19 protein-coding genes and 1 pseudogene are annotated in these 18,214 nt (G+C 75.9%); 9 read left to right on the top strand and 11 right to left on the bottom strand.

The window, feature by feature from the left end; genetic code table 11:
- The coding region (locus IH44_RS0127485; RefSeq protein WP_035956566.1) for an RNA-guided endonuclease TnpB family protein at positions 1-688 on the bottom strand (688 nt) is incomplete at its 3' end.
- An 81-nt stretch (positions 689-769) separates the two neighbouring features.
- On the opposite strand from IH44_RS0127485, the gene tnpA reads away from it, so the two are divergent.
- Positions 770-1,117 (top strand): IS200/IS605 family transposase, encoded by a 348-nt coding sequence (gene tnpA, locus IH44_RS0127480; RefSeq protein ID WP_107066636.1) that lies wholly within the window; start codon positions 770-772, stop codon positions 1,115-1,117.
- 73 nt (positions 1,118-1,190) lie between these two features.
- Here the strand turns inward: tnpA and IH44_RS0127475 are convergent, their stop codons facing one another.
- From IH44_RS0127475 to cynR, 3 genes are all read right to left on the bottom strand, one after another.
- Entirely contained in the window at positions 1,191-1,514 is a 324-nt protein-coding gene (locus IH44_RS0127475; protein WP_232795113.1) for a GNAT family N-acetyltransferase, read from the bottom strand.
- A 171-nt stretch (positions 1,515-1,685) separates the two neighbouring features.
- Positions 1,686-2,258: a heme-binding protein gene (locus IH44_RS0127470; protein ID WP_107066635.1), complete on the bottom strand. Its 573-nt coding sequence runs from the start codon at positions 2,256-2,258 to the stop codon at positions 1,686-1,688.
- Between the two features lie 182 nt (positions 2,259-2,440).
- A complete protein-coding gene (gene cynR, locus IH44_RS0127465) occupies positions 2,441-3,358 on the bottom strand; it encodes a transcriptional regulator CynR (RefSeq protein ID WP_030462428.1) in 918 nt (305 codons plus the stop codon).
- Positions 3,359-3,482: 124 nt separating this feature from the next.
- Here cynR and IH44_RS0127460 point away from each other — a divergent pair, with 124 nt between their 5' ends.
- From IH44_RS0127460 to IH44_RS49505, 4 genes and pseudogenes are all read left to right on the top strand, one after another.
- Positions 3,483-4,079, top strand: coding sequence for a carbonic anhydrase (locus IH44_RS0127460; RefSeq protein ID WP_030462427.1), 597 nt, complete (start codon positions 3,483-3,485; stop codon positions 4,077-4,079).
- Positions 4,080-4,267: 188 nt separating this feature from the next.
- A pseudogene (cynS, locus tag IH44_RS44615) lies at positions 4,268-4,636 on the top strand (cyanase); the annotation flags it as partial.
- A 147-nt stretch (positions 4,637-4,783) separates the two neighbouring features.
- On the top strand, positions 4,784-5,284 hold the full coding sequence (locus IH44_RS0127455; RefSeq protein ID WP_030462426.1) for a nucleoside deaminase: 501 nt from the start codon (positions 4,784-4,786) through the stop codon (positions 5,282-5,284).
- A gap of 59 nt (positions 5,285-5,343) precedes the next feature.
- Positions 5,344-8,214, top strand: a complete 2,871-nt coding sequence (locus tag IH44_RS49505; RefSeq protein WP_030462425.1) for an FAD-binding and (Fe-S)-binding domain-containing protein — start codon at positions 5,344-5,346, stop codon at positions 8,212-8,214.
- Positions 8,215-8,223: 9 nt separating this feature from the next.
- Here IH44_RS49505 and IH44_RS0127445 read toward each other — a convergent pair whose 3' ends face one another.
- Together IH44_RS0127445 and IH44_RS0127440 are read right to left on the bottom strand one after the other, a co-directional pair.
- Positions 8,224-9,222 carry a Gfo/Idh/MocA family protein gene (locus tag IH44_RS0127445; RefSeq protein ID WP_030462424.1) on the bottom strand — a complete coding sequence of 333 codons (999 nt, stop codon included), beginning with the start codon at positions 9,220-9,222 and terminating at the stop codon, positions 8,224-8,226.
- Positions 9,223-9,358: 136 nt separating this feature from the next.
- On the bottom strand, positions 9,359-10,459 hold the full coding sequence (locus tag IH44_RS0127440) for a PP2C family protein-serine/threonine phosphatase (protein ID WP_030462423.1): 1,101 nt from the start codon (positions 10,457-10,459) through the stop codon (positions 9,359-9,361).
- Between the two features lie 104 nt (positions 10,460-10,563).
- On the opposite strand from IH44_RS0127440, the gene IH44_RS0127435 reads away from it, so the two are divergent.
- Together IH44_RS0127435 and IH44_RS0127430 are read left to right on the top strand one after the other, a co-directional pair.
- On the top strand, positions 10,564-11,022 hold the full coding sequence (locus tag IH44_RS0127435) for a PaaI family thioesterase (RefSeq protein ID WP_051817385.1): 459 nt from the start codon (positions 10,564-10,566) through the stop codon (positions 11,020-11,022).
- Positions 11,023-11,174: 152 nt separating this feature from the next.
- Positions 11,175-12,104, top strand: a complete 930-nt coding sequence (locus IH44_RS0127430) for an SGNH/GDSL hydrolase family protein (RefSeq protein WP_051817384.1) — start codon at positions 11,175-11,177, stop codon at positions 12,102-12,104.
- Between the two features lie 26 nt (positions 12,105-12,130).
- On the opposite strand, the gene IH44_RS46720 is transcribed toward IH44_RS0127430, so the two are convergent.
- From IH44_RS46720 to IH44_RS0127405, 5 genes are all read right to left on the bottom strand, one after another.
- Complete coding sequence (locus IH44_RS46720; RefSeq protein WP_157852484.1) at positions 12,131-12,295, bottom strand: hypothetical protein; 165 nt, start codon at positions 12,293-12,295, stop codon at positions 12,131-12,133.
- 31 nt (positions 12,296-12,326) lie between these two features.
- Positions 12,327-12,671, bottom strand: a complete 345-nt coding sequence (locus IH44_RS0127420) for a glyoxalase/bleomycin resistance/extradiol dioxygenase family protein (protein WP_030462420.1) — start codon at positions 12,669-12,671, stop codon at positions 12,327-12,329.
- A gap of 1 nt (position 12,672) precedes the next feature.
- Positions 12,673-12,864, bottom strand: coding sequence for a ribbon-helix-helix protein, CopG family (locus tag IH44_RS0127415; protein ID WP_030462419.1), 192 nt, complete (start codon positions 12,862-12,864; stop codon positions 12,673-12,675).
- Positions 12,865-12,946: 82 nt separating this feature from the next.
- Positions 12,947-13,369: a CBS domain-containing protein gene (locus IH44_RS0127410; protein WP_030462418.1), complete on the bottom strand. Its 423-nt coding sequence runs from the start codon at positions 13,367-13,369 to the stop codon at positions 12,947-12,949.
- A gap of 109 nt (positions 13,370-13,478) precedes the next feature.
- Entirely contained in the window at positions 13,479-14,417 is a 939-nt protein-coding gene (locus IH44_RS0127405) for a slipin family protein (RefSeq protein ID WP_081967152.1), read from the bottom strand.
- Positions 14,418-14,539: 122 nt separating this feature from the next.
- On the opposite strand from IH44_RS0127405, the gene IH44_RS0127400 reads away from it, so the two are divergent.
- Positions 14,540-15,295 (top strand): uracil-DNA glycosylase, encoded by a 756-nt coding sequence (locus tag IH44_RS0127400; RefSeq protein ID WP_030462416.1) that lies wholly within the window; start codon positions 14,540-14,542, stop codon positions 15,293-15,295.
- 125 nt (positions 15,296-15,420) lie between these two features.
- A complete protein-coding gene (locus tag IH44_RS0127395) occupies positions 15,421-18,207 on the top strand; it encodes a tetratricopeptide repeat protein (RefSeq protein ID WP_157852483.1) in 2,787 nt (928 codons plus the stop codon).
- Positions 18,208-18,214: the final 7 nt, after the last annotated feature.

Genomic DNA, 18,214 nt, shown 5'->3' with positions numbered 1-18,214 from the left:
ACGTCCACATCCGGACGTGCAGGGGCTTGGGGCCGTCCTTGACGCCGCAGTGCGAGCACACCTGGCTGGTGGGCTCGAAGCGGCCGATCCGGACGAACTCCCGCCCGTACCGGGCGGCCTTGTACTCCAGCATGGTCACGAACGCCGACCACCCGGCGTCGTGCACCGACTTGGCCATGCACGTACGCGCGAGCCCCTTCACCGACAGCGCCTCCACGGCCACCGCTTGGTTCTCGCGGACGATCTTCGTGGAGAGCCGGTGGTGGAACTCGCGCCGCGCATCGGCCACTTGCGCGTGGGCGCGGGCGACCTTGGTACGAGCCTTGGCGCGGTTCTTCGATCCCTTGGCCTTGCGGGCCAGGGCCTGCTGGGCGCGCTTGAGCTTCTTCTCGGCGCGGCGCAGGAAACGCGGGCTGTCGATCTTCGTCCCGTCGGACAGGACCGCGAAGTGCGCAAGCCCCAGATCGATACCGACCACGGTGTCGGTGTCTGGCATGCGGGCCAGGTCGGCGGCCGGGTCGGTCTCCACGATGAAGCTGGAGGTGACGAACCGCAGCCCCGCGGCCCGGGCGTCCTCGCGGGCGCGCAGCGCGTCGTTGTACACCACCCGCGCGCACCCGAACGCCCTTGCCAGCGCTGTGCGCTGACCTGTCGTCGGGTAGACGCGGAAGGAGTACCTGAGCTGCACAACGGCACCGTAGCCTCCCGGCCCACGGCAGGATGCCGCAACGACCCGACCGGTCGATACCCGCCCACGCACCCGGCCTTCGTGACCGAACACCGCCACAAAATGACCGCCGACCGGCACCCCACCCGACCCGAAGCGATCATGCGGAGCGTCTGCGCCGACTTCGAGGCCGAGCCGGTCGAGTTCAACGGCGAGAACAACCACGTCCACCTGCTCGTGAACCTCCCGCCCGAGGTCGCCCTGCCGAAACTGGTCAACAGCCTCAAGGGCGTCAGCTCCCGGCGGATGTGCCAGGAGTACCCCGACCCGGTCGAGCACTACTGGCAAGCACAGCGGCTCCGGTCCGGCTCGTACTTCGCCGGCTCCGCCGGCGGCGCACCCCTGCCGGTGGTACGCCAGTACATCGAGCAGCAGAACCGCCCGACCTGACGCCCGCGGTGGACACCGTCCACAGCGCGGGAGGGCGCCCACCGCCGACGTCAAAGCAGGGCTCAGAACCGCTTCACCACCGGGCCGAAGCCCGGTGCACTGCAATTGGTCCAAGTAGCCGAGCGCGGCGCAGGTGCGGCTGCGGGAGGATGCCGCTGACGGTGACCTGGCCGACCACCTCCCCGTCCGCGAGCACCACGCCCGGCCAGCAGGTGCCGGCCCGGTGTCCGGCCAGCAGGCGGTCGATCCGTTCGGCCTGGCCCGCCTCGGTGCGGAGGGCGGCCGGCTGCGCGGGCTCCCAGCGCCGGAACGCCTCGGCGTCCCGGGCCCGGTGCGCGGCGATCGGTGCGGCGTCGGCGGGTTCGATCAGGCGGATGCGGGTGCGGGGGGCGGGCACGGCTGCTCCTCGTCGTGACGCGGGCTCGGGACGGGAGCGCAGCCTACGCGAACGGGCCGGACCCGCTCCGGGCGCCCGGGGGGCGGGCTGCACGGAGCGAGCCGGGCCGGTGCGGGCTGGGGACCGGCCGGGACCGGCCGGGGCCGGCCGGGCCGGTGCGAGGTGGCGGGCTCAGCCCGCGAGGGCGTCGATGCCCGCCTGGGCGAACTGCTCGTCGGTCGCGCCGCTCGGTGCGCCCGCGACGCCGATCCCGGCGATCGGGCTGCCCTGGTAGCGGATCGGGAGGCCGCCCGCGAGGAACAGCGTGCCGGGGATGTCGGCCAGCGTCGGGTCCGTCTGCAGGCGCTGGACCAGGGCCGAGGTCGCGGCGTTGAACGAGGCGGCGGTGTACGCCTTGCGCTCCGCGGACTCGTAGGTGTGGGGGCCCGAGCCGTCGCCGCGCAGTTGGACGATCGGGTTCCCGCTGCGGTCGACGACCGCGACGCTCACGTGCTGGCCGGCCGCCTCGGCCGCGGCCAGGGCGGCCCGCGCCGCGGTGAGCGCGGCCTGCTCGGTCAGGTGGGAGGTCTGCACGACGTTGCAGTCCGCCACGCTCGCCACCGCCGCCGGGGCTGCCGCGCCCGGGGCGTCGGCGCCCTGCGGGACCGCGCCGCCGGTGTCCGCGAAGGCGCCCGCGGGGGCGGCGACGCCCAGTCCGACGGCCAGCACCGCGCCGCAGGAGACCACTCGGGCCCGCAGCCACATCGTCCTCTTCACATGCACTCCCATGGGGTTCCGGTCGGCGACGGTCCTCGTCGCCGCGCTGTACCGGCCAGTCGAGCAGCACGCCCGGAGCGCCGGTCCCCGCGACACGTGCCGCTGGGCCGGAGGCGTGACCGGCCGTCGCCCCGGCGGGCGAACGACCGGCAGAGGGTCAGGTGGCAGGGTCAGGCCGGGGCGGGTGCCGGGGCGTAGGCGCGGGTGCGGACCAGGTCGTGGGTGAGGTCGGCGAAGGCGCGGGCGGCGGCGCTGCGGTAGGCGTCGGCGCGGCGCAGCAGGGCGACGGTGCGGGTGGGGAGGGCGGGGTCGAGCGGGACGGGGAAGAGCCGGGGGTGGTCGTGCGTGACGGCGTCGGGCAGGACGGTGGCGAGCGGGGTGCGCTGGACCACTTCGGTGAGGGCCTGGACGGAGTTGGCCTCGACGGCGATGCGCGGGCTGATGCCGTGCCGACCGAAGTAGTCGTCGATGTGGCTGCGGGTGGCGAAGTCGCCGCTGAGCAGGGCGAGTTGACGGCTCGCCAGTTGCTGCACCGGTAGCGGTCCCGGCGGTTCGGCCGGGGGGTGGTCCGCGCCGGTGACCAGGGTGAGCGTCTCGGTGAACAGGGCGGTGGCGGCGATGCCGGGCAGGTGCGGGCCCCGGAAGGCGATGCCGAGGTCGAACTCGTCGGCCAGCAGGCCGGTTTCGATCCGGTCCTGGCTGGTCTCCCGCACGGTGAGGCTGACGCCGGGGTGGCGGGCGTGGAGTTCGGCGGTGAGCGGGCCGACCAGGTAGGCGGTGAAGGTGGGGGTGACCGCCAGCCGCAGGTGGCCGCGGGAGAGGTCCTGCACGTCGTGGACGGCGCGTTCGGCGGCGGCCAGGTCGCGCAGCGCGCTGCGGGCGTGCCGGGCGTACGCCCGGCCGGCGTCGGTGAGCCGCACGGTGCGGCCGGTGCGGTCCAGCAGTTGCGCGCCCAGTGCCCGTTCGAGCTGCTTGACCTGCTGGGACAGCGTGGGCTGGGAGATCCGCAGCTCTTCGGCGGCGCGGGTGAAGCTGCCGTGCTCGGCCACGGCGAGCAGGTAGCGCAGGTGGCGCAGTTCCAGGGCCATGCGGCCGACTATAGCTGCCATCTATGGGATTGATGGCCAGTGCGTCTTGGACGCTATAGCCGCAGGTCCTGCACAGTGGATCCCGTCGGGCCGCACCGGCCGGGCCCCAGGAAAGGGAGTGACCATGCACAGCCTCGCCACCGGCGTCGCGCGATTCCAACGGGACGTCTTCCCGGCCAAGCAGGAGCTCTTCGCCCGGCTGGCCGCCCAGCACAGCCCGCACACCCTGTTCATCGGCTGCTCGGACGCCCGGGTCGTCCCCGAGCTGATCACCGGCTGCGAGCCGGGCGAGCTGTTCGTCGTCCGCACCGCCGGGAACCTGGTGCCCGCCTACACTCCCGGCGCCGACGGCGTCACGGCGAGCATCGAGTACGCCGTCGCCCAGCTCGGCGTGACGGACGTCGTCGTCTGCGGGCACTCCGCGTGCGGCGCGATGACCGCCCTCGCCCACGGCCACGACCTGAGCGGGGCCCCGGCGGTCGCCGACTGGCTGCGCCTGGCGGACGCCTCGGTGGCCCGGGCCGCCGCGCCCGGGGACGTGCCGGCGCTGGTGCGGCACAACGTGCTGGCCCAGCTGGCGAACCTGGCCACCCACCCGTCGGTGGCCCGCGCCCTGGCCGAGCGGAAGGTCGCCCTGCGCGGCTGGGTCTTCGACATCGGCACCGGCCGGGTCGAGGAGCTCGCCGCGACCGGCCCCGCCGCCGCCCCGCTCGCCGCCTGACCCCTCCCGGAGCGGAACCTCCTCCCCGATCCCGTCCCGACCCCGGACACCCCGTCCGTCCCGACCCCGGACACCCCGTCCGTCCCGACCCGGGACGTCCCCGATCCGTCCCGACCCGGGACGTCCCCCGATCCCGCCGCCGCGCGAACCGATCCGCCCGGCGGCACCCCACGGAAGGAACACCCACCATGGTGCACGCCCACTTCGACACCGCCGCCCGCCAGGCGCTCACCGCCGCCGCGGTCGAGGCCAAGGTCCGCAGGGACCTCACCTGGCAGCAGATCGCCGACGTCTCCGGCCTGTCGGTCGCCTTCACCACCGCCGCCGTCCTCGGCCAGCACCCGCTGCCGAAGGAGGCCGCCGAGGCGGTCGCCGAGCTGCTGGGCCTGGACGCGGACGCGGCGCTGCTGCTGCAGACCGTCCCGGTGCGCGGCTCCATCCCCGGCGGCATCCCCACCGACCCGACCATCTACCGCTTCTACGAGATGCTCCAGGTCTACGGCACCACTCTGAAGGCCCTGGTGCACGAGCAGTTCGGCGACGGCATCATCTCCGCGACGGGGGCGGCGGGCGGGGCCCCGGGGGGGCCCCCCCCCCCCCCCGCCCCCCCCCCCCGGGGGGGGGGGGGCCCCCCCCCCCGCCCCCCCCCGCCGCCGTCTTTCCCGTCTCCCCCTTCTGTCCCACCCCTCACCGAGGAGGAAGCCGTGGACTTCGTCCAGCGCACCATCGACCTCGCCCGCCGGAACGTCGCCGAGGGCGGCCGCCCGTTCGCCACCGTCATCGTCAAGGACGGCCGGGTCCTCGCCGAGAGCCCGAACCTGGTCGCCCAGACCAACGACCCCACCGCGCACGCGGAGATCCTCGCCGTCCGCGCGGCCTGCACCGCGCTCGGCACCGAGCACCTGACCGGCGCCACCGTCTACGTGCTGGCCCACCCCTGCCCGATGTGCCTGGGGTCGCTGTACTACTGCTCGCCCGACGAGGTGGTCTTCCTCACCACCCGCGACGCCTACGAGCCGCACTACGTGGACGACCGCAAGTACTTCGAACTCGGCACCTTCTACCAGGAGTTCGCCAAGGACTGGACCGAGCGCCGGCTGCCGATGCGCCACGAGCCGAGCGAGGACGCCGTCGAGGTGTACCGCCTCTGGCAGCAGCGCAACGGCGGCGAACGCCGGGTCGCCGGCGCCCCGACCGGCGGCTGAGGACCCGCCGGAGCCGGTCGCGCCGGGCCGGAGCCGGCCCCGCCTGGGATGATCGGGGCATGGCTTCCGATCTCGCCCGCGCCCTCGCCGCCGCCGTCCGCGGGGAGGTCCGTTTCGACACCGCCGAGCGCGCCGTGTACGGGCAGGACGCGTCGAACTACCGGCAGGTGCCGCGCGGGGTGGTGAAGCCCGTGGACGGGAAGGACGTGCGGACGGCGCTGCGGGTGTGCCGGGAGCGCGGGGTGCCGGTGGTGGCGCGCGGGTCGGGGACGAGCATCGGCGGGCAGGCGATCGGGCCGGGCGCGGTGGTACTGGACTTCCGGCGGCACTTCGGCCGGGTGCTGGAGGTGGATCCGGAGCGGCGCACCGCCCGGGTCGAGCCGGGCACCGTGCTGGACGAACTCCAGCGCGCGGCACGGCCGTTCGGGCTGCGGTTCGGTCCGGACCCGTCCACCCACAGCCGGTGCACGGTCGGCGGGATGATCGGCAACGACGCCTGCGGTTCGCACTCGCTGGCCTGGGGCCGGACCTCCGACAACCTGCACGGCCTGGACCTGCTGCTGGCCGACGGCACCGAACTGTCCGTCACCGGCCCGCTGCCGCCCGCCGAGCGGGCCGCGCTGGCCGCCGTCCCGGGCCGGGCGGGCCGGCTGCACCGGGAGTTGCAGGCGCTGGCCGCCGACAACCTGGCGCTGCTGCGCCGGGCGATGCCGGTGCTGCCCCGGCGCGGCTCGGGCTACCCGCTGGACGCGCTGCTGCCCGAGCGCGGCTACGACCTGGTGCGGGCGGTGACCGGCACCGAGGGGACGTGCGCGCTGCTGCTGGAGGCGACGGTGCGGCTGGTGCCGGAGCCGGCCGCCCGGGCGCTGGTGGTGGCCGGGTACCCGGACGAGACGGCGGCGGCCGACGCGGTGCCCGCGCTGCTCCCGCTGGAGCCGCTGACCTGCGAGGGGATGGCGGCGGACCTGGTGGCGGCGCTGCTGGCGTCCGGCCCGCGCCCGCCGGTGCTGGACCGGCTGCCGGACGGCGCGTGCTGGCTGTTCCTGGAGACCGGCGGCGCGACGGCGGCCGAAGCGGCCGACCGGGCCCGGGAGTTGGCGGACGCGGTGCGGCGGGAGCGGTCGGCGGTGGTCGCCCTGGTGACCGACCCGGGCGAGCAGCGGGCGCTGTGGGCGATCCGGGAGGCGGGCGCAGGGATCGTCACCCGGCTGCCGCCGGGCCCGGACGGGCGGCCGGGCGGCGCGGCCTGGCCGGGCTGGGAGGACTCCGCCGTCCCGGTCGAGCAACTCGGCTCCTACCTAAGGCAGTTGCGTACGCTGCTGAAGCGGCACGGGCTGCGCGGGGTGCCGTTCGGGCACTTCGGCGAGGGCTGCGTGCACCTGCGGCTGGACTTCCCGCTGCGCGAACGGCCGGAGGAATTCCGGGAGTTCATGCGGGAGGCGGCGGACCTGGTGGTGGCGCACGGCGGTTCGCTGTCGGGCGAGCACGGGGACGGGCAGGCCCGGGCCGAGTTGCTGCCGCGGATGTTCCCGCCGCAGGTGATCGAGCTGTTCGCCCGGTTCAAGCGGATCTGGGACCCGGACGGCCTGCTGAACCCGGGTCTGCTGGTCGACCCGCGCCCGCTGGACGCCGATCTGCGCTTCCCCGGGCGGGAGTTGCCGCTCGCGCTGGCCTACCCGGAGGACGGCGACAGCCTGCTGTCGGCGGTGCACCGCTGCGTGGGCGTCGGCAAGTGCGTGGACACCGCCTCGGGGGTGATGTGCCCGAGCTACATGGTGACCGGCGAGGAGCGGCACTCGACCCGGGGCCGGGCCCGGCTGCTGGGCGAGATGCTGCGCGGCGAGCTGGTCGCCGACGGCTGGCGCTCGCCGGAGGTGCGCGAGGCGCTGGACCTGTGCCTGGGCTGCAAGGGGTGCGCGAGCGACTGCCCGGTGCACGTGGACATGGCCACCTACCGGTCCGAATTCCTGTACCACCACTACCGGTTCCGGCCGCGCCCGGCCGCGCACCTGTCGTTCGGCTGGCTGCCGCTGTGGCTGCGGCTGGCCCACCTGGCGCCGCGCGCCGCGAACGCCGTGCTGCGCGGCCGGTTCAGCGCGCCGGTGCTGAAGCGGCTCGGCGGCGTCGACCCGCGGCGCGAGCTGCCCGCGCTGCCGGAGCGCCGGTTCAGCGCCTGGTTCCGGGCCCACCGGGCCGCGCACCCGGCGGACCCGGGCGCCCCGCCGGTGCTGCTGTGGCCCGACTCGATGTCCGAGCTGCTCGACCCGGCCCCGGCCCGGGCCGCCGTCCTGGTGCTGGAGCGGCTCGGCTTCCGGGTGGTGCTGCCATCCGGTCCGGTGTGCTGCGGGCTCACCCTGATCGCCAGCGGCCAACTCGGTCTGGCCCGCCGGGTGGTGGCCCGCTCCGTCCGCAACCTGGGCGAACTGCCGCCCGGCCTCCCGGTGGTGGGCCTGGAGCCGTCCTGCACGGCCACCGTCCGGGCGGACTGGGCCCGGCTGCTGCCCCACCGGACGCCCGAACTGCCGTCCCGGATCCGCACCCTGGCCGAGTTCCTGGACGAGCGGGAGGTCGAGCTGCCGGAGCTGACCGGCCCGGCGATGACCCAGGTGCACTGCCACCAGCACGCCGTCCTGGGCACCGGCGCGGACCGGCGGATCACCGACCGCCTCGGCCTGACGAACCGCCAACTGGACGCCGGGTGCTGCGGGTTGGCGGGCGCGTTCGGTTTCGAGCGCGGCCACTGGGAGGTGTCGGTGGCCGCCGCCGAACGCGCCCTGCTGCCCGCCGTGCGGGCCGCCGGGCCGCAGACGCTGCTGCTCGCCGACGGCCTCAGCTGCCGCACCCAGCTCACCCAACTGGAGCCCGCCGCCCGGCCGTTGCACCTGGCCGAGGTGCTGCTGCGGGCCTTCGAGCAGGCCGGGGGCCGCTGACCGGACGGCTCACTCGCCCGGGTAGCGGACTCCGATCCGCTCCCGCACCGCGTCCAGGGTGCGCATCACGGACAGCGTGGAGTCCAGCGGGACCAGCGGCGACTCGGTCTCGCCCGCCCGCAGGCAGCGCATCACCTCGGCGGCCTCCAGCCCGTAGCCGTGGCCGGTCTTCGCCGGGCCGGTGAAGACCTCGGGGTCGGCGCCGTCCCGGTACAGGGTGAACCCGGCCGGGTGGAAGAAGTCCCGGTCGATCTCGATCCGGCCCGCGCTGCCCTGCACGGCGGCGCGCTGGCCGCACTGCACGTCGAGCGAGCAGGACAGCAGGGCGGTGGCGCCGCTTGCGTGGCCGAGCAGGATGCCGGTGTTGGCGTCCACCCCGCTCGCGGTCAGCCGGGCCCACGCCTGCACCGACTCCGGTGCGCCGAGCAGCAGTTGGGCGAAGGCGACGGGGTACACCCCGAGGTCGAGCAGCGCGCCGCCGCCGGCCGCCGGGTCCCACAGCCGGTGGGCCGGGTCCTCCGCCGCGACGAAACCGAACTCGGCCTGCACGGAGCGCACTTCACCGATCGCGCCGTCCGCGACCAGCTCGGCGATCCGCCGCACCGTCGGGTCCAGGTAGGTCCACATGGCCTCCATCAGGAAGACCTCGCGCTTGCGGGCCAGCGCGATCAGCTCGGCGGACTGCCCGGCGTTGAGCGTGAACGGCTTCTCGCACAGCACCGCCTTCCCCGCCTCCAGCAGCAGCGCGGTGGCGCTGTGGTGCGCGGCGTGCGGGGTGGCCACGTAGACCACGTCGACCTCGGGGTCGGCGGCCAGCTCCTGCCAGCTACCGTACGCGTGCGCGATGCCGTGCCGGTCGGCGAAGGCCCGGGCGGACTCCTCCCGCCGCGAGGCGACCGCGAACACCTCCGCCCCGGGGACGGCGGCCAGGTCCTCCACGAAGGAGGTGGCGATCCCGCCGGTGGCGAGCACACCCCAGCGGATCGGACGGTCGGTGATCGGCTGCACGGCGTGCTCCTCGGGTTCCGGCGGCAAGGATCCGGCTCACCCTATCCGCCCGCCGGTGACGCCCCGGTGACGCCCCCGCCGGGGCCGGGGGTCGGAGGTTGGGCCGGGGCCGGGAGCGTCACCGGAGGGCGGCGGGTCAGTCCGTGCGGGAGACCGCGATCAGCGCGGCGTCGTCCCGCAGCCGGCCGCCGACGTGGGCGAGCAGGTCGCGGCGGAGGGCGTCGAGCAGCGCGTGCGGGGTGTCGGTGGGGAAGCCGGCGGCGCGCGCGGGCAGCGGGTAGAAGGTGCCGGCGGTGTCGCGGGCCTCGGTGGCGCCGTCGGTGTAGAGCAGCAGGGTGCTGCCGGGCGGGAACGGGAACTCCTCGGTGCGGCGCTCGACCGGGCCCAGGGCGCTGGTGCCGAGCGGCGGCGCGGTGCGGCGCAGCGGCAGCGGGCGGGCGCCGCCGGGGGTGAGCAGCAGCGGCGGGGGGTGTCCGCAGTCGGCGATCCGGGCGGTGGGGCTCCGGTCGGGGAGGTCGAGGACCAGGGCGGTGGTGAAGTTCTCCTGGACGTCCTGGCCGTTCTCGGCGAGTTCGGCGAGGTGGCGGACGTAGCTGGTCTCCAGGGCGTCGGCGAGCGCGGCGGGGTCGTCGTACCGGTGGGCGAGGATCCGGAACGCGCCGATCAGGGCGGCGGCGTCGCCGACCGCGTCGAGGCCCTTGCCGCGGACGTCGCCGATCAGCAGCCGGGTGGCGTGCGGGGTGCGGACGGCGGCGTACAGGTCGCCGCCGACGGCGGCCTCGTCCTCGGCGGCGAGGTAGCGGGTGGCGATCCGCAGCGGGCCGGCCCGGTCGGGCAGCGGGCGCATCAGGACGCGCTGGACGGCGGCGGAGACGGTGCGGACCCGGTCGAGTTCGTGGCCGTGGCGTTCGCGGATCCGGGTGTAGGCGACCACGACGGCGCTGACCACGGCGAGCGCGGCCAGCTGGGCCTGGTGGTTGGGGGTGAGCAGGCCGCCGTGCAGGGCGGCGATGACGGCCTGGGCGACCAGGGCGAGCAGGCCGATCAGGGTGGTCAGCCGGGTGCCCGCGAAGGAGGGGGTGATGGCGGGGGCGACCACCAGCAGCGGGCCGAGGTGGATGTTCGGGGAGATCGAGCTGTCGATGGCGGAGATCAGCACGATCAGGCCGAGCGGCAGCAGCACCATCAGGTGTCCGGCGCGCCACTCGCCCCGCAGTCCGGTCAGTCTCCGCCGCACTCCCACGCCACCACCATGCACCGTGCGCCCGGCCGCCACGACCTGTGCACCCTGCGCGCACGGACTATGGCGCTGCGTCACCGCGAACCCCTACCATCGGCCCCATGACCACCACCGTGACGCCCGTCCCCGAGGACGCGGCCGGCCGCAAGCTCACCCCCGCCGAGGCGGACGGGATCCTCGCCGAGAACTTCGCGCCCTGGGTGAAGGAGTTGGGGCTGTCGGTGGTGGAGACGGGTGAGCGGCACGCGGTGCTGCGGCTGCCCTGGTCGGAGCGGCTGGCCCGGGAGGGCGGCGGGCTGTCGGGGCAGGCGATGGCGGCGGCGGCCGACACGGCGGCCGTGATCGCGGTGTGCGCGGCGCTCGGGGGCTTCGCGCCGATGACCACCGTCCAGCTGTCCACCACCTTCCAGCGCGCGGCCCGGGACACCGACCTGCTGGTCACCGCGCGGCTGACCAAGCTGGGCCGCCGGGTCGCCTTCGCCGACATCGCGCTGACCGTCCCGGGCGCCCCGGACGAGCCGGTGGCCCACGCCACCGCCGTGTACGCCTTCCCCGGCTGAACCTGCCGGACCGGCCGAACCTGCCGGACCGGCTCAACCCGCCCCGGACGGGGCCGGGCGGTCGTCGCGGCGGAACCCCTATCCAGCGGCGGTACCGGGCAGTAGCCTCCCCTGGTCGATCCGATCGTGATCCCTCGCCGCCTGGAGGTTCCGTGCGCCCGATCGCGCGCCGCCGCACGCTCGCTGCCGCTGTTCTCACCGCCCTGACGCTCGCCGTGGCGGGCACCGTCCCCGCCGCGGCGGCGCAGGGCGACCACGGCGGGCGGGGTGACCACGGCGGGCGGGGCGGTCCGCACCGCACCGCGTACTACCTGGCGCTGGGCGACTCGCTGGCGGCGGGCTACCAGTCGACGCCGGACGGCGGGCACGTGGTGGGCCGGGGCTACGCGCAGGACCTGGCCCGGACACTGGGGGCGCGGGCCGAGCGGGACCGCCGGCCGTTCGAGTTCACCGACCTGGGCTGCCCGGGCGAGACCACCGGCACCATGGCGGGCGGCGGCTGCCCGTACCCGCACTCCTTCGCCGGCTCCCAACTGGAGGCGGCCGTCGCCTACTTGGAGGCGCACCGGAAGGACGAGGTGCTGGTGACGGTCGACATCGGCGCCAACGACGTGCAGCGCTGCGCGGCGGGTGGCTCGCTGGACCTGCCGTGCGCGCTGAACGGCATCGAGCAGGTCCGCACCGGGCTGGACCGGATCCTGGGCGAGCTGCGGGCGGCGGCGGGCCCGCACACCCGGATCGTCGGGATGGACCTGTACGACCCGTTCCTGGCCGCCTGGGTCACCGGCGACCAGGGCAAGGCCCTGGCCACCGCGTCCGTGCAGCTCAGCGAGTCGCTGAACGGCGTGATCGCCTCCGTGGACGCCCGCCACCGCGTCCCGACGGCCCAGGTGGCGGCCGCGTTCGACACCGGGGCCTTCGAGCCGACGGTGCCGCTGAACGGCCGGCAGGTGCCGCTGAACGTGGCCCGCATCCTGCAGTGGACCAACATGGCGCGCGGCGACATCCACGCCAACGACACCGGCTACCGGGTGATCGCGGACGCCTTCCTCGCCAAGCTGCCCGAGCAGTACCTGAGCTGACGGTCCGTCAGATCGCTGACGGTCCGTCAGGTCGAGGCGATCGGGAAGTCCTCGCCGCTGGAGGGGCGCAGGCCGTCCGGGCGGCCGGTGAACCAGCGATCGGCGAGGTCACGGCCGGAGAGGTACGGGGCGCGCCGGAGGGCCGTCCGCACCGCGATGTCGTCGGGTGCCGCCGCCCCGGTGGTGCTCATCGCGCCGCCGCTCCCCTCCCCCCGTTCCGGGTCACCGCGCGGCGGGGGCCTGCAGCGTCCACTCGCGGCCGTCGGGGTCGCGGACGGTCGTCTCGCGCGTCCCGTAGTGGGTGTCCTCGAACGGGGCGAGCACCTCGACGCCGGACCCGGCCGGGAACGCGTCGGCGTCCGGGACCTTGAGCACGATCCGGGTCTGCGGCTGCTCGCTCTCCGGGACCTCCGCGATGAACAGGTACGGCCCGTCGCCGTTGCGGAGCTGCCCGGAGGCGTGGTCGGTCTCGAAGTCGAGCCGGTAGCCCAGGGACTGGAAGAATTTGGCGGTCCGACCCCAGTTGTGGGTGGTCAGGTACACGGCCTCGATGCCTTCGGTCGCCACTTCAGCTCTCCTTGTCGTGATCGTCGTTGCCTGCTGCACTGCCTGCGCCGTCCGCGTCGTCGAGGTAGCCGCGCAGGGCTTCGGCCACCAGGGCCGACAGCGACATGCCCGTCTCGACGGCGCGGAACTTGACCTGCTTGATCAGCTCGACCGGCAGGTAGACGTTGAACTGTTTGACATCTCCGGTGCCCACACTCAGAGGCTAGCATGCTAGCAAGCTAGAAAGAAGGCGGCCGGAGCCCCGGGAGAAGGGGCTCCGGCCGGCGGCCGCGGGCTCAGCGCGCGGTGATGGTGGTGACGAACTCGGCGAGCCGGTCCTGGGAGAGGTGGCGGGCGATGTCGGCCTCGCTGATCATGCCGACCAGCTGGTGGTCGGGGTGGTTGATCACCGGCAGGCGGCGCACCAGGTGCTCCTCCATGACCTCCAGCACGAGGTCCGCCTCCTCGTCCTCCTCGATCACCGTCGGACGCCCGGCGGCGAGTTCGACGCAGCGGACGGCGGCGGGGTCGCGGCCCTCGGCGACGCACTTGAGGACGATGTCGCGGTCGGTGAGGATGCCCAGCAGCTTCTGCTTCTCGCCGCAGATCGGCAGCGCGCCGACACCGCGGTCGCGCATGATCCGGGCGGCTTCGGCGAGGGTCTGCTCGCCGGTGACGCACTCCGCGCCGGGGTGCATGATCTCTTTCGCGGTGGTCATGGCCGGACCTCCCGGGGTGGCTGGCGCGCGGCGTCCCCGCGCGCGCTCCGTCCGTCCTTCCATGCTCGCCCCGGGCCCGGGTGGGCCGCCACCCCTGGGGGCGGGCCGGTCAGGCCGCGTGCGGCGGCGCCACCCGCAACGGCGCTGCCGGGTCGGGGTGTTGTTCGACGGCGGCCGCGACCTGCGGGAGTTCCAGCTGCTCGACGCCCCGGTCGTCGCCCCGGCCGTCCGCGGCGCCGTCCGGGCGGATCGCCTCGGCGACCTCGGCGGCCTCGACGGCCTGCGCGGTGGCGCGCTGGGTGGAGCTCTCCAGGAAGCGCAGCAGCTCCACCGGGAACGGCAGCACCAGGGTGGAGTTCTTCTCCGCGGCGACCTCCACCACCGTCTGCAGCAGCCGCAGTTGGAGCGCCGCGGGCGTCGCGGACATCACCTTCGCGGCCTCCGAGAGCCGCGCGGACGCCTGGAACTCGCCGTCGGCGGTGATGATCCGGGCCCGCCGCTCCCGGTCGGCCTCGGCCTGCCGGGCCATCGAGCGCTTCATCGACTCGGGCAGCGCCACGTCCTTGATCTCGACCCGGTCGATCTGGATGCCCCAGCCCAACGCCGGGCTGTCCAGCATCAGTTCGAGCCCCTGGTTGATCGGCTCGCGGTTGGCCAGCAGGTCGTCCAGCTCGCTCTTGCCGATGATCGACCGCAGCGAGGTCTGCGCGACCTGCGACATGGCGAAGCCGTAGTCCTGGACGTTGATGATCGCCTTCACCGGGTCGACCACCTGGAAGTACACCACCGCGTCCACCCGGACGGTCACGTTGTCCCGGGTGATGCCCTCCTGGGCGGGGATCGGCATGGTGACGATCTGCACGTTCACCCGCCGCATCCGGTCCGCCACCGGGACGATCCGGGCCAGCCCGGGGCCGCGCACCCGGTCCAGCACCCGGCCGAACCGGAACACCACCCCGCGCTGGGTCTGCTGGACCATCCGCACGCTCAGCCCGGCGTACACCGCCAGCACCACCAGCAGCGCGATCAACGCGTCGACCACGATCATCGCCGTCACCTCGACCCGGAACCCGGCCCGCCGCCTCGGCCCGACCGGCGCCCGGGCCCGTACCTCCACGCTACTCCGCCGCCTCCCGGCCCGGACCGGTCGCCGACCGTAGGATTCCGCCCATGGAACCGCCCTCCGACCTCTCCCCGGCCGTCCTCGCCCCGCAGACCCGGAGCATCGCCGAGCTGGACGAGCTGGTGGTGCACTGCCGGGCCTGCCCGCGGCTGGTGGCCTGGCGCGAGGAGACCGCGCTGGTCAAGCGCCGGGCGTTCCAGGACCAGGAGTACTGGGCGCGCCCCATCCCCGGCTTCGGGCCGTACGACGCCCGGCTGGTCCTGGTCGGCCTGGCCCCCGCCGCGCACGGCGGCAACCGCACCGGCCGGATCTTCACCGGCGACCCGTCCGGCGACCTGCTGTACGCCTCGCTGCACCGGCTCGGCCTGGCCAACCGCCCCGAGTCGACCTGGCGCGAGGACGGCCTGCGGCTGCACGGCGTGCGGATCACCGACCCGGTGCGCTGCGCCCCGCCGGAGAACAAGCCGACCAACGCCGAACGCGACACCTGCCGGCCGTGGATCGTCCGCGAGTTCGAGGAGCTCCGCCCGACCGTCCGCGCCGTGGTCGCCCTCGGCGGCTTCGCCTGGCAGGCCGTGCTGCCCGTGCTGGCCGCCGCCGGCTGGCAGGTGCCCCGCCCCAAGCCGGTCTTCGGCCACGGCGCGCACGCCGTCCTCCCCGCCACCGACGGCGGCCCCGAGCTGCACCTGTTCGGCTGCTTCCACGTCAGCCCCCGCAACACCTACACCGGCCGCCTCACCCCCGCCATGGTCGACGACCTGCTGCGCACCGCGGCCACCGCGGCGGGGCTCGACCCGTCCTGACCCGTCCTGCCCCCTCCTGCCCCGGCCGCCACCGGCCGCACCGGCGCGGAATCCTCCGAAGACCCCCGCACCCGGGCCGGGCCGGGCGATGATGGCCCCCGGCGCACGAGCGGGCGGGGGTGGCGGTGAACGGCGGCGCGGGGCACGGGAGTTCGGCCGGGCAGGAGCCGCCCGCGCCGGGCGGGCAGAGCCACAACCGGATCAGCGGCGGCACCTTCCACGGGCCGGTCCTGCAGGCCGGGACGGTGTACGTGACGCCGCCGCCGGAGGTGGACTGGCCGGTGGTGGTCGGCGACGTCCCGGCGGCGGCCGGCGCGTTCCAACCGCGCGCCGCGGTGCGCGAGCGGGTCGCGGCGGCCCGCACCGGGCGGGGGACGGCGGTGCTGACGCAGGTCCTGACCGGCGGGGGCGGCGTCGGGAAGACCCAGCTGGCGGCCGACCTGGCGCGCGACGCGCTGGCCGCCGGCGTCGAGGTGCTGGTCTGGGCCCCGGCCCGCGACCCGCTGACCGTCCTGCGGCTGTACGCGGAGGCCGCCGCCCTCGTCCGGGCCCCCGGCGTGTCGGGCACCGCCGGGCGGACCGAGCCGGACGCCAGGCGCTTCCTCGCCTGGCTGAGCGGCACCGGGCGGCGCTGGCTGGTGGTGCTCGACGACGTCGCCGACTTCGGCCCCGACGGGCCGCTGTGGCCGGGCAGTTCGCGCCACGGCAACGGCCGGGTGCTGGCCACCACCCGGCAGCGCGGCGCCCACGCCTCGGGCGGCGGCCGGGCCCTGGTCCCGGTCGACGCGTACGGTCCGGCCGAGGCCCGCGCGTACCTGGCGCAGCGGCTCGCCGGGGCCGGCCTGCCGCACCTGCTGGACGACGGCGCGGACGCGCTGGCCGCCGAACTGGGCCGGCTCCCGCTGGCCCTCGGCCACGCCGCCGCGTACCTGGTCAACCGGCAGCTCGGCTGCTCGGCGTACCTGGAGCTGTTCCGGGAGCGGACCCGCCCGCTGGAGGGCGTGCTGCCGCCCGACGCCGACACCGAGCGCTACGGGCGTCCGGTCACCGGCGCGCTGCTGCTCGCGCTGGACGCGGCGCAGCGGACCGAGCCGCGCGGCCTGGCCGCGCCCGCCGTCCGGCTGGCGGCCCTGCTCGACCCGGACGGGCACCCGCGGGCGCTGTGGACCACCGCCGCCGTCCGCGAGCACCTGGCCCGGCAGCGCGCGGCTGCCGCACCGGACGGAGCGGACCCGGCCCCGGCCCCGGCTCCGGCCCCGGACGGTGGGGGTGGCGGCCCGGGGCGGGCAGCCGGTCGCCGCAGGTGGTGGCCCGGGCGCCGGGCGCGGGCCGCGCTGCCGCCGGTTCCGCCGCCCGCCGGACCGCCGCCCGTCAGCGCGGACGAGGCGCTGGCCGTGCTCTCCGTGCTGCACGCCTACCACCTGGTGTCGGTACCGGCGGCGGCCGCGCCGCACCGGGAGGTGACCGTGCACGCGCTGACCGCGCGGGCCGCCCGGGACACCGATCCGGACGGCTGGGAGAGCCGGCTGGCGGTGGCGTTCGCGCTGTACGAGCTGTGGCCCGCGGAGGAGCACGCCGACCACCGGCTGTCCGCGAGCCTGCGGAGCAGCACCTCCGTGCTGGAGGAGCATCTCGGCGCGGACCGGCAGTACTACCCGATGTTCCTCCTGCACGGCAGGGTCGGGATCAGCCTGCTGCACGCCGGACTGCACGCCGCCGCCGTCGCGCACTGGACCGGGGCGGTCGCCGGGCTGTCGGCCGGGGCGGTCGCCGAGGGCGACCCCGAGTGGATCGCCACCCGGCACAACCTGGCCGCCGCCCTGGAACTGGCGGGTGACTCGGAGCGGGCCGTCGACGTCTCGCTGGAGACCGCCCGGGTCGCGGCGGAGCGGTACGGGCCGGACGACGGGCCGACGCTGTCCGTGCTGGACGTCCTCGGCACCTCGCTGCTCGCGGCCGGGCGGTCGGCCGAGGCCGTCGCGCTGCGGGAGCACCTGCTGTCCCGGCACGAGGCGCTGTTCGGTCCGGACGACCCCCGCACCCTGGGCGCCTGCAACAACCTGGCGGTCGCCCACGACCGGAGCGGCCGCCACGACCGGGCGCTCGCACTGTGGGAACGGGTGGCGACCGGCCTCGCGGCGGAGGAGGCGGAGAAGGCGGAGGACGCGGCGGCGGACACCCCGCGGTCGCTCACCCTCCGGCTCAACCTGGCGGTCGCCCACTCCCGGCAGGGCCGGCCCGAGCAGGCCCGCGCGCTCGGGGAGCGGGTGCTCGCGGCCTCCGTGCGCCTGCTCGGCGAGGACCACCCGGACACCCTCACCGCCCGGGCGGCCCTCGCGGACTTCCACGCGGCGGCCGGCCGGGAGGCGGAGGCCGCCGCGGCCCGGACCGGGCTGCTCGCCGACGCGGAGCGCGTCCTGGGCCCGGACCATCCCGACACGCTGACCGTGCGCGGCGACCTCGCCGTCTCCTACCGCCGCACCGGGCGGACCGCGGAGGCGGTGGCGCTGGCCGAGCGCGTCCTGCGCGTCCGGCTGCGCACCCTCGGCCTGCCCCACCCGGACACCCTGCTGACTGCGGGCAACCTGGTCAACTGCTACGCGCAGCAGGGCCGGACGGGGCGGGCGCTGCGGCTGGCCGAGTGGGTGCTGCCGGTGAAGCGCCGGGTGCTGGGCGCGGAGCACGTGGGCACCGTCACCGGCCGGCACGCGGTGGCCGTGCTCCGGATCCGCCGGGGGCGGACCCTGCTCGCGGCGGACCCGGGGCGGGCCGCGGCGGACGCGGCGGCCGCACTGGCGGTGCTCGGCCCGGCTGCCGGGCCCGCGGTGGATGACCACGAGCTGCTGCGGGGCGCCGCCGCCGAGCTCCTCGACCGGGCCCGGGAGGCGGCGGAGTCTCCGGAGGTGTCCTGACCCGGGG

Origin of the sequence: Kitasatospora sp. NRRL B-11411, from assembly GCF_000721345.1 — a bacterium.
GTDB classification, from domain to species: Bacteria; Actinomycetota; Actinomycetes; order Streptomycetales; family Streptomycetaceae; genus Kitasatospora; species Kitasatospora cineracea.
The sequence above is the reverse complement of the archived record's forward strand: the minus strand, read 5'-3'. Positions and strand labels throughout refer to the sequence as shown.